The 11,156-nt window shown below is 44.5% G+C and carries 10 protein-coding genes; 4 read left to right on the plus strand and 6 right to left on the minus strand.

Going from position 1 to position 11,156, the window contains the following annotated elements:
* Positions 1-49: 49 nt before the first annotated feature.
* The 5 genes from C7R91_RS28940 to C7R91_RS28960 form a co-directional block, all read right to left on the minus strand.
* On the minus strand, positions 50-904 hold the full coding sequence (locus C7R91_RS28940) for a methyl-accepting chemotaxis protein (protein WP_047068591.1): 855 nt from the start codon (positions 902-904) through the stop codon (positions 50-52).
* 4 nt (positions 905-908) lie between these two features.
* Positions 909-2,765, minus strand: a complete 1,857-nt coding sequence (locus tag C7R91_RS28945) for a bifunctional diguanylate cyclase/phosphodiesterase (protein ID WP_236697810.1) — start codon at positions 2,763-2,765, stop codon at positions 909-911.
* Between the two features lie 830 nt (positions 2,766-3,595).
* Positions 3,596-4,075, minus strand: a complete 480-nt coding sequence (locus C7R91_RS28950) for an EVE domain-containing protein (protein WP_047067230.1) — start codon at positions 4,073-4,075, stop codon at positions 3,596-3,598.
* A gap of 206 nt (positions 4,076-4,281) precedes the next feature.
* Entirely contained in the window at positions 4,282-4,764 is a 483-nt protein-coding gene (locus C7R91_RS28955) for a TetR/AcrR family transcriptional regulator (protein ID WP_083994992.1), read from the minus strand.
* An 85-nt stretch (positions 4,765-4,849) separates the two neighbouring features.
* A complete protein-coding gene (locus C7R91_RS28960) occupies positions 4,850-5,656 on the minus strand; it encodes a helix-turn-helix domain-containing protein (protein ID WP_047067234.1) in 807 nt (268 codons plus the stop codon).
* 114 nt (positions 5,657-5,770) lie between these two features.
* Here C7R91_RS28960 and C7R91_RS28965 point away from each other — a divergent pair, with 114 nt between their 5' ends.
* A complete protein-coding gene (locus C7R91_RS28965) occupies positions 5,771-6,979 on the plus strand; it encodes an MFS transporter (protein WP_047067236.1) in 1,209 nt (402 codons plus the stop codon).
* Between the two features lie 519 nt (positions 6,980-7,498).
* On the opposite strand, the gene C7R91_RS28975 is transcribed toward C7R91_RS28965, so the two are convergent.
* Positions 7,499-9,196: an L-lactate permease gene (locus C7R91_RS28975; RefSeq protein WP_047067240.1), complete on the minus strand. Its 1,698-nt coding sequence runs from the start codon at positions 9,194-9,196 to the stop codon at positions 7,499-7,501.
* Positions 9,197-9,541: 345 nt separating this feature from the next.
* On the opposite strand from C7R91_RS28975, the gene C7R91_RS28980 reads away from it, so the two are divergent.
* From C7R91_RS28980 to C7R91_RS28990, 3 genes are all read left to right on the plus strand, one after another.
* Positions 9,542-9,907 (plus strand): FadR/GntR family transcriptional regulator, encoded by a 366-nt coding sequence (locus C7R91_RS28980; protein ID WP_181284561.1) that lies wholly within the window; start codon positions 9,542-9,544, stop codon positions 9,905-9,907.
* 37 nt (positions 9,908-9,944) lie between these two features.
* Positions 9,945-10,244: a FadR/GntR family transcriptional regulator gene (locus C7R91_RS28985; protein WP_255322435.1), complete on the plus strand. Its 300-nt coding sequence runs from the start codon at positions 9,945-9,947 to the stop codon at positions 10,242-10,244.
* Positions 10,245-10,336: 92 nt separating this feature from the next.
* Positions 10,337-11,071 (plus strand): (Fe-S)-binding protein, encoded by a 735-nt coding sequence (locus C7R91_RS28990; RefSeq protein WP_047067243.1) that lies wholly within the window; start codon positions 10,337-10,339, stop codon positions 11,069-11,071.
* Positions 11,072-11,156 lie beyond the last annotated feature (85 nt).

Below are 11,156 nucleotides of genomic sequence, written 5' to 3' on the forward strand. Positions count from 1 at the left end.
CAGTTGGAAAACGCGAAATATCTACTCTTAGATTCATAATTTTAATAGTTTAAATCGAAGATGCTAATCTTTTGGTGGTCGTAGCAACCTGATTATAAGCTGTTTTCAATTCTTCAATCGCACTCGAATTGTTGGAAATCTGATCGGTGATTTCTTCAATACGCTGCATCATGAAAGATACAGATTTTGCAATATCCGTTAACTGACTGGAGATATTTTCCGCAGATTCTTTGCTGGAACTAGCCATCTTCCTAACTTCATTCGCAACTACCTCAAAGCCGCGCCCGTGTTCACCGGCTCGGGCAGCTTCTATAGCAGCATTCAGACCCAGCATATGGGATCGAGATGCAATTTCTTTAACAATGGTAGTAACCGATTGAATACTTTTTACCTGATCCGTTACTGTTTCAAATTCAATATTTATCTTGGTCATATGGTTTGAAATCTGTTTTGAAGCTTCCAATACTTGATCCGTATTTGCAGTCATCTCCTCAACCATTGCCATCAAATCTGCAGTACTTTGCTGAAGAACAGTTTCGCGTTTCGTGATATCAGTAGCTACCTTGACGACCGCTTCCACGCGACCATTCTCAATAACAGGTATATAAGTTGCTTCAAGGGTTAATTTTCGTCCATCCTTTGAAACGCGTACGATCTTTTCTTGAAAGGCTCTTCCCTGACGTAAACCATCCCACAAATTCACATATGCTTTACTCGATGCATATTCGGGTAAGCAAAACTTGCTATGATGGAGACCGACCATTTCATCAACCGCATACCCCATTGCAGAACCAAAAAGTTGATTCGCCCAAATAACCTTTCCATGCGTATCAAACATTATCATGGCTAAATGGCTTTGAATCGATGATAAAACAGCTAACTTTTGATCTGTCATGGTTTGCATGTTTTTACCCGCTCTCCCTTGTACGATCTCGATCTTGTAACCATTGAAAAATTTCTTCATCATTCATGGGCTTTCCATAAAAGTAGCCTTGCATTACATAACAGCCTAACTCCGTCAAAAATTCAATGTGTTCCTCATTTTCTACACCTTCTGCAATTACATCCAAATTCAGATTTTCCGCCATTAAAATAATCGCATGGAGAATGGCCCGTTTTCCGGGTGTATCCAAATCATTTGTGAACAGTCTGTCCAATTTCAATGCGTCTATTGGAATACGGTCGAGTAGACCAATCGAAGAGTAACCCGTACCAAAGTCATCCATGGAGACCCGAACGCCCAATTTTCGAATGCTCTCGAGTTGTCTAATAATATCGTTGATGTCATAGAATACCATGGATTCCGTGATCTCAAGCTCAAGAAAGTGAGGGGCCAGCTCAACAATATTCAATATATCCTGCACCCATTCAACCAAACTGCTCGTTTGAAACATACGTACAGAAAGGTTAACCGAAACAGGTTGGTTGATTCCTTGATCCTTCCAAGCTTTACATTGACGGCACGCTTCCTCCAGTACCCATCGCGTAATTGGCACGATAATTCCTGTTTCTTCGGCAATGGGGATAAATTCCCCTGGAGAAACCAATCCCAACCGTGGATGCTGCCAGCGGATTAAAGCCTCAAACCCATATAATCGGTTTGTTTTTACATTCCATTTTGGTTGATATACGACGATAAATTGTTTCTGCTCAAGCGCCCTCTGAAGATCCTTCTCTAATTCCATTTTACGGACCTCCTGTACACCCATATCTTCTGTATACACGCAGAATTGGTTTTTCCCCATTCCTTTCGCCCTATACATAGCAGTGTCAGCAGTTTTAAGCATAACTGAGCGATCTGATTCCTGTATGGAACCAATACTGATCCCGATACTTCCCGTAATATATAATTCGTTTCCTTCAATTCTGTATACGTTCTTTATTCTCTGCAGGATTTGATTGGCCAATTGTTCGGCCCGTTCCAGGCTACAATTCTTTATGATAAACAAAAATTCGTCTCCGCCTATGCGAAAAGCCTGTTGGTCAACCCGGATAAATTCCCGAAGCCGTATACTCACTTCTTTTATGAGCAGGTCACCGATATTATGTCCCAAGGTGTCATTGATAGCTTTAAATTGATCCAAGTCCAGAAATAATACGCCTATACTTTCGTTGCCAATATGTGTTTCAAAGAAACGATTCATTTCATTTCGGTTAGGCAAGCCTGTGATTGTATCATGATAAGCCAACCTTTCCAGAACGTGGCGGTCAAGGAACATAGCTCCCCATGAGACCATTAGTATGAAAAAAATCGTAACCGTCACACCGTAAAGGAGAAAGAAATCAATCGACACCTCTCCGCCCATTATGCCGTGCTGTGCGTGGAAATTTGCTGCTTTCATGCCTGTATAATGCATACCGCAAATGGCAAATCCCATGATGACAGCCGATAACCACTTCAACCAACTGGAAGACGATTGATTTCGGAATCGCAAAAACAATAGTAACGCAGCATAGGAGGCGATTAGGGCGATTAGTACCGATAAAGCCCAAAGCTCTTTATCGTAGGATACCTCTACGGGCATAATCATCGCAGCCATACCCATATAATGCATCGTAACGATTCCGCTTCCCATAATAAAGCCACCAAAAGCGATTTTATACCAGTTAATGTTTCTCGGCATCGTGATATAGAAAGCGATAAAGGAAGATATGACACTAGCTACCATGGAGAACAAGGTAAGCCAGATATCATACTTCACTGAAGCGTGGAGGTGAAACGCAAGCATTCCGACAAAATGCATGGACCATACGCCACTGCCCATGACAAATGCCCCGGCCAACAGCCAAAAAAATCTGGTTCTGCCCTTTGAATGCGAAATCTTTGCCGTAATGCTTAAAGCGGAATATGATGCTAATATTGCGATTACTACTGAGAGTGCAACTATATAATAGTTGTAGTATCCTTCTAAACTCACTTTATCTCACCCCCATATCTGTTTGATGTGGGTTACTTTGAAAGTCCACGTTTAAATTCCTAACACTATTTCTTTTCTGAGCATAGGGACGATTAAGTCAAGTTGGCCCGCACGTTTTGGGATCATCTCACAATGACATGACGCGCCGTCCCACTTCCAGAATGTCGTCCGGACTTTTGTAGCAATTTCTTCTGTGCATGCGTCCAGTTAATTGTGCACTGTGCTTCAATAATATTAGAATGCCTGTTCCTGTAGCATCTGACTTGGACCGTTAAAACCTCAGCCTATTTGTCAGTAATAAAACCCTCATATTCGTTTCCGTATTTTATCATATCAATCTATACAATTTCTCGACAAATTTCGCATTTTTACTATCATTAAACTGATATCTCAAATAATTCAATACAAAAGGAATCCCCTTCAGGATAAAAGGCAAAGTGACCATCTGCCTTTTTCCCTGAAGGGGACTTTTTTAGTTGTGCTGGAAAAAACGATTTTGTTCTCCGGTTTTCCTTGTTTTTTTGTAGCGGCCTCGATAGTTTCAATGTCTCTCCTTTTTCCGTAATGGGATAACCATGCATATTGCAACCGTTATAAACCATGTCCGACTTTTTTTATAGGCGGATCAGTCATTTACTTCACCTCTATTTTGTCTAGTAGGTTTAAAATCCTTCCGCTTATACGGAGTTGTCGACGTCGTGCTGGATACCTTCCACATCGCCAAGCATTGCGCCAGCAATCGTCAGAAAATCTTCGAACCCGACTTCAAAGTGTCCATAGCGGAAGTGATATCCCCAATTTCGATTGCCGCGCGTGAAGGTAAGCTGATCCAATAGAGCGGCAATCTTCACTTCGCGACACGGAATATAGCGGATATTCCGACGATATGGCACAAAGGATTCGGACATCGGATATTCGTAGATTTTGTCATCTGCAACTTGTCCAATGGCGGTAAATGCTTGAAGCACTTCCCCCTTAGACAAGTCTGTTCGTGGAGAGTAGTATATCAACCAATCACCGGGAGACATCCGACGTAATGGAGCCGACTTGCCATGACAGAGCTGGGCGAATCCACCCAGCACCCCCCGTTTCACATGTGAAGCAGATACAACTCCAATCCAGTAGCGACTTTTCTGGATCGTTACATTGATCGACATCGATCTTATCCCTTCCTTCTTTAAAATTTATGCGTTACTTGTTACTTAAAACGGTTCGTCTTCAGAAGACGATTATGTATTTAAATAACAAACCTATTCTTTTGCATGTAGTACACCGAATCGCGGATGAGGTATATTATTCCCTTCATAATCATCTAACGTAACTATATAAAAACGTTACTGACAACAGTATGTCAGTAACGTTTTTACATTTTTCCAAAACAGTTTGCTTTAGCCTTTTTTGCAATCTCATATAACTGGAGAATATCGTCTGGAGCATATGATATTTTCTTCCATGTTCTCCATTCTTCCGCCGCTTCCCATGAAAAGATTTTAACGTAACGGGGATTATCTGATAAAAAATCGTAAGAGATGCGAATTGATTCTTCAAGCAGCCGGCGAAATTTAGCCGGATCGGAAGCAATGCCCTCATCCGATAGCAAATCACCAGCCAACCTTTCAAACATGTTATTTCCCGCTAGATCAGCACGTTTGATTACCGCTGTATAGAGGCCCAATTTATCCTGGTAATATTGATAAATGAGACTTTTGTTATATCCAGCTACACTTGCAATCGTATCAATTCGGGTCGCAGAAAGCCCATGCTCAGCAAACAATTCTTCCGCGTCGTTAAGGATCATTTCCTTAGTTCTGGCAGCGTCATACGTCTTCTTCTTTCTTTCTGTCATGTTCAAATTGAAAGTCAGGAGCCTACGGAGCGAATGGTCCAGTTTTCAACCAGTGAGATGCCACAAAAGCTCACTGTTTCCTTCTTCAATTGCTGGAGTTCCGGAATTGCGTAGGTGTCATGCCTACCGTTTTGACAAACGTCCTTTGAAATTGGCTGACGCTTGAAAAACCGAGGCTGAAGCTAATCTCCGTCACCGAATGGATCGATCTTTTCAGAAGCCTTTTAGCCTCCTCCATTCGCAGCAGGAGTACGTACTGATATGGTGTGACACCCATCATCGCTTTAAAGGACCTTATAAAATGATATCGGCTTTGCAGGGCCATGAAAGCAAGCGTATCAACCCGGATATCATTCCGATAGTTCTCATGAATATATTCCAGAACCTTTCCCATTTGCGGATCGGAATAGTGTGTGGGTATCCTCACGGTGGGATTGGGATCGTTTTTGTGGTTGCCAGCTAAAGCGCCTAGTAAGTACAAAAGCACCTGCGACTCCAACTCTTCTTGTGCAAGCCGATCCGCTGTGTCGCAAGTGAGAAGCGCGTTCGTCCAATTGCGGAACTTCTCTCGCATAAATTTGGGGTCGAATTTCTGCAGCACCGCAAATTCAAATTTTTCTTGTCCGGTTAGCTCCTTCAAGCTGTTTTGGCTGACTTTAAAAATGAGTACGCCCGACTGCGACCCGATCTCGAAAAAATGCTGCTCCTTTGGATGCTGCACTAGTCCGCCACCGCCCACTAGCCTGTAATGGCGATTTACTAGCGTGAACTGGCAATGACCAAATATCGGAATGGTAATTTGGAGCTCGTTCTCGTGAATATGCGGATGATTGGAGAATTCGCCTTCGATCTGCCATAGTTCCAGATGCGGCGTTGAGACTTTAATAATCATATAATTCTCACCTATTTTCATTATAGCAATTATTGCACAATTTCAAAGCAATAATCACGGCGCCAAGTTCTTTATCCCATCGCTAAGATAGGAAAAAAGAAAGAGGTGAAATGAATGTCTCAACCTGCGACAGTTGAAACGGCCAGACAAACCGCCAACTTCATGCTACTGGGAGTCAGCATGGCACATTTGCTTAATGACGCAATGCAGAATATTGTGCCTGCCGCATTTCCTATTTTTCAAAAATCGATGCAGCTCAGCTATACCCAAATTGGGTGGGTCGCGTTTACGCTTAACTTGACGGCCTCGATCCTTCAGCCACTGATCGGCTCTTATACAGACCGCAAACCCATGCCGACTTTGCTGCCCTTGGGCATGGTATTCACGTTGCTTGGCATGATTGGTCTTGCTTTCTCGTCTGGTTTATGGATGCTGATTGTTTCCGCTGCATTCATAGGCGTCGGCTCTTCTGTGCTTCATCCGGAATCCTCCCGCGTGGCACACCTTGCCGCAGGCAACAGCAAAGGACTCGCGCAATCGATCTTTCAGGTTGGCGGTAACACCGGACAGGCTCTTGCCCCGCTAATGGCGGCATATATCATTTCGCCGCAGGGACAGCTGGGGTTTCTGTGGTTTACGTTGCTGGCCCTCATTGGCATCGTGGTTCAGCGGTATGTAAGCAGATGGTACGCCGGCCAAATCCATTTACAGAACAGGCCGGAGAGGCGCTCCTCTGGGGAAAGTGATGTTGCGAGACCCAAGGTTTTCGTATTTTTCGTTCTGGGTACGTTGATCATGTTGCTGTTTTCCAAGTTCGTTTATCTGGCGGGCATGACAGGGTTCTATTCGTTTTATTACATGGAACGTTATCAGCTGCCGATGGAAAGCGCCCAGATGTGCTTGTTCGCCCTGCAATTTTCAGGAATGTTGGGTACTTTGCTCGGAGGCCCACTCGCAGATCGTTTCGGTCGAAAAAAGATCATCTGGTTTTCGATTCTCGGATCGGCACCGTTTTCTTTGTGGCTGCCTTACGCCGGTCCGGTCGCTTCTGTTTTTCTGTGCCTGGCGATTGGAGCCATTCTGATGTCGGGTTTTTCCGTCATCATCGTATATGCCCAGGAAATGCTTCCAGGCAAGGTGGGGACGATCGCAGGTTTGTTTTTCGGTCTTTCGTTCGGCATGGCCGGACTTGGTTCGGTTGTGCTAGGCTGGTTGATTGACCAGACCGGGGGGGCCTTCGTCATCCAACTATGCGCGTACTTGCCGTTGCTTGGCATACTCGCGTTACTCTTGCCAAAGGATTCCCGGTTGATGGGCCAGTAAGTTTTATTCAAAGTAAAAAAACGGCGTCTATGCCGGTTTCGTTCTTGCTATATGATGGAACATAGCGGGACAAGTGAACAGTCACGTTTCAGTATTTTTTAAACGGCAGTGTATCCCCCATCTACCATCAAACTGGTGCCTGTAATAAAGGAGAACACATATGCCTCCTCATGCTTACCAGAACCTGCTAGGGATCAATCATACCAAGGTCGAGCTTGCTAAAAAGCGGCCGATTGCAAATATTGCCGTGGAAACGGGTTTCTACGACCAGAGCCAATTTTTCAAGGGCCTTCGCCAGGATTGTCGGTGTTACCCCCCAGCGATATATCTGACGCTGGTGCAAGACGCCATCCACCGAGGACATCTCGTATCAATCGCGACACAAGATGAGCGTATAATTGGGTATAGAATGCATTCGTGTGTAGAGTGACGAAAATAAGATGCGATTAATTTGATGGGTCATAAATGGTTTGGAACGGATAAAGAGACAGCGAGTGCTATTTCAGCACCCGCTGTTTTTTATGGAACCATCCATGACAGTAAATTGGACTGCAAATACGTGATGATACCGATTATTACAACCAAGAGTAAACTGTGTTTCACCGTAAAACGGAATAAATCAGATTCTTTTCCGGCGAGTCCTACCGCAGCACAGGCAACGGCAATTGACTGCGGCGAAATCATTTTACCCGCTACACCACCGCTCGTATTGGCTGCAAGGGCCAAAACAGGTTCCATTCCCACTGATGTTGCTGTGACTTTTTGCAGATTTCCAAACAGCAGGTTGGAAGAAGTATCTGAGCCAGTAATAAACACCCCTAACCAGCCAAGGAACGGAGAGAAGAACGGAAATAACATCCCCGTGCCTGCCAACGCCATCCCCAGTGTGGTACTCATTCCGGAAGCGTTTGCAACATAGGCAAAACCGACAACAGACGCAATCGTGAGCAGCGGAAATTTCAGCTCGTTCAATGTCTCTCCAAAAGTGGCAAGCCAATCTCTCCAAGAGATGCTGACGATAAATTTGGTAACGATGGCAGCAAGCAATATCGCTGTTCCGGCTGCTGCCAATACTTCCAATTTGAAGAGAGCAGCAATCGGTTTTCCATTCACATCGATAATCAGATTATGCAGACCAGGGACCTCAGGCGTGAAGCTTAATGCTTTGCCAATGGGATTGAGGCAGTTAAATAAAAGATTAGCCCCTTCATATTTGCCGACCAGCGCTTTTTTCACAGTCGGAATCCCCCAGATAGAGATAAAGGCGGTCAATACCAGGAAGGGAGACCATGCCTTGAATATTTGTCCGGTTGTAAAGGGAGCTTTGCTGTTCTTGATCGCTTGTGAAGCGGCAGCTACTTCTGCGGTAGCTGCTTGTTCCGAGGCAAAACGGAAAATCGTTTTCGGTTTCCAAACTTTTAAGAACAAGGTTAACGCAACCAAAGAAACCAGTGCAGATAAAATGTCAGGAAGCTCCGGCCCCATAAAATTGGATGTGAAGTATTGTGTCAAGGAGAAAGAAATACCGGAAACTAGGATCGCTGGAAGCACTTCAACAGCCTTTTTAAATCCAGACATGATCACAATCAGATAGAAGGGAACAAAGACAGATAGGATAGGCAGCTGGCGGCCGACCATTTTGGATATTTCCATGGCTGGAACGCCAGTGGGACCTTCCATGGCGATAATCGGAATTCCAATCGCACCAAAAGCAACGGGCGCCGTATTGGCAATTAGGCAAAGACCCGCGGCATACAAAGGATGAAAACCCAAGCCCACAAGAAGCGCAGCAGAAATCGCTACAGGAGCGCCAAAACCGGCAGCCCCTTCAAGAAAGGCTCCAAAAGAAAAGGCGACAAGAAGCGCCTGCAGACGGCGGTCTTCCGTGATTGATAAGACAGAGCTGCGGATAATATCAAATTGCCCTGTTTTCACCGTGAGCTTGTACAAAAATACTGAGGAAATAATGATCCATCCGATAGGCAGAATACCATAAACGGCTCCTTGCACCGAAGACATTATTGCTATTTCCGCAGGCATGCGATACACCAATACGGCAACTAGGATCACCATCAGTAAAGTGGTCAGCCCTGCCATATAGCCTTTCATACGTTTGATCGCAAGCGCCCAGAAAAAATAAAGAATGGGAATAAGCGCAACGAGCGCAGAAATTCCGAGACTCCCCCCAACCGGAGTAAAAACTTGCGTCCATGTCATGGTTTCCACCTCTTTTTTATTCTTTTCATTTGAAAGCGGTTTCGGAAATGAAATTTTAAAATGGCTTGATATCCCCCTTATGAACATATATTTACCCGACAGTCAAACTGTCACCATCTGATATGGTCATCTGATGTCTTCTGTTCGACAGTTCTCATTATATGTACCCCTGTTTTTTTTGACAAGTATTTTTCGAATATTCGAAACGGGCGGTTTAAAAGTTGAACAATGTGCCTTTTCCGCTCGCAACCTATCCTAGAAAGAAAGCAGCCTTGACAACTAACTGACAATTCAGCTAGTATGAACTCATCAGATGACCCTAAGAAAGTAACGGGTGAATGCAAAATGAAAGCGATACCACAATTCAAAGTACGTAAAACGTACGAAGAAGTATCTGACTATATCAAAGATCAAATTATGAATGGAGTTTACAAACCTGGAGATCGACTGCCTTCTCTTCGCGAATTCAGCGAGCTTTTCGGAGTCGGTCAGTCAACCATGCGTGAGGCAATCAGTGCACTCAAAACGATGGGTCTTGTGACTATTCGTCAGGGGGAAGGTACTTTTGTCACCCGCTTAAATCCAGATGAGGTATTGTCAGGATTTGAACCGATTCAACCTGTCACGGAACAAGACATCATCTCACTCTTGGAGGTTCGGAAGATCATTGAGACGGGAATCGTTCAACTAGCCGCCGAAGAGACGTTCTGATGAAGATTTGCAACGCATCGAGGATGCATTGAAAGAAATGGAAGCCGCAGTTTCAAACGGAGATTTAGGAGAAAAGGCCGACTGGAAATTTCATTACGAAATCGCCAAAGCCTGTCATAACTCGGTTCTGGAATCGATCATGCAATCCATATCTGAGACCATGAGCAAGGCATTAAAGGCAAGCCGCGAAAAAATGTTTCAAACGAAAGGAAATCCGGAACGGCTCCTGGCTGAACACAAGGAAATTTTCAAGGCGATCGCCAACAAAAATTCAAAAAGAGCCGAAGAATCCATGCTCTACCACCTGCTTGGCGTAGAAAAAGAGATGTTTGACTAAGATCAAACATTTTCTTTTTTAATCAAGTCATCAGATGACATCATGACCACATAAATTATTATGGCTAACACGTTCGAAAGGGAGTTGGATGAATGAAAGTATCAATGTTTATTACTTGTCTATCGGATGCTTTTTACCCTAAAGTGGGCGAAGCAATGGCACGACTTCTCGCCAGATATGGCATCAAGCTGGATTTTCCCGAACTGCAAGTGTGTTGCGGCCAACCAGCTTTTAACAGCGGGTTTTGGGATACCGCTAGAGAAGGTGCAAAAACAATTATTCATGCATTCGCAGACAGCGATTTTGTGGTTGCTCCATCCGGTTCGTGTATCGGGATGATTCATCACCACTACCCTACTCTATTTAAAGAAGATCCGAAATATCTGGCAATGGCCCATGAACTCATTGGTAAAAGCTATGAGTTCTCTCAGTTTCTCGTTCATGTGCTCGGGGTGACGGATATCGGTGCCCTCTTCCCCCACCGCGTTACCTATCATCCCTCCTGCCACGGTAGCCGTTTACTTGGCGTAAAAGACGAGCCTCACATTCTGCTCTCCCAGGTAAAAGGTTTGGAGTTCGTGCCCCTTCCTTTCGCGGAAGATTGCTGCGGATTCGGAGGAACTTTTGCCATAAAGGTCTCCGACATCTCCGGTGCGATGGTTACGGAAAAAGCAGAACATGTGCTGGAAACCAAAGCAGAAGTTCTGGTGGGCCTTGATATGGGCTGTCTAACAAATATCTCCGGGCGTTTACACCATGCTGGACATCCGATTCGCGTAATGCATCTGGCAGAGCTATTGTATGAAGGGGTGAAAGAGAGGGTATGAACGCAAAAACATCCTCAACCGCAACTTTAAATGAACGCGCACAAACTGCACTAAACGATAATTTTTTGCGAAATGCCGTAAAATT

It is taken from the genome of Brevibacillus formosus (assembly GCF_003013405.1).
GTDB lineage: Bacteria > Bacillota > Bacilli > Brevibacillales > Brevibacillaceae > Brevibacillus > Brevibacillus formosus.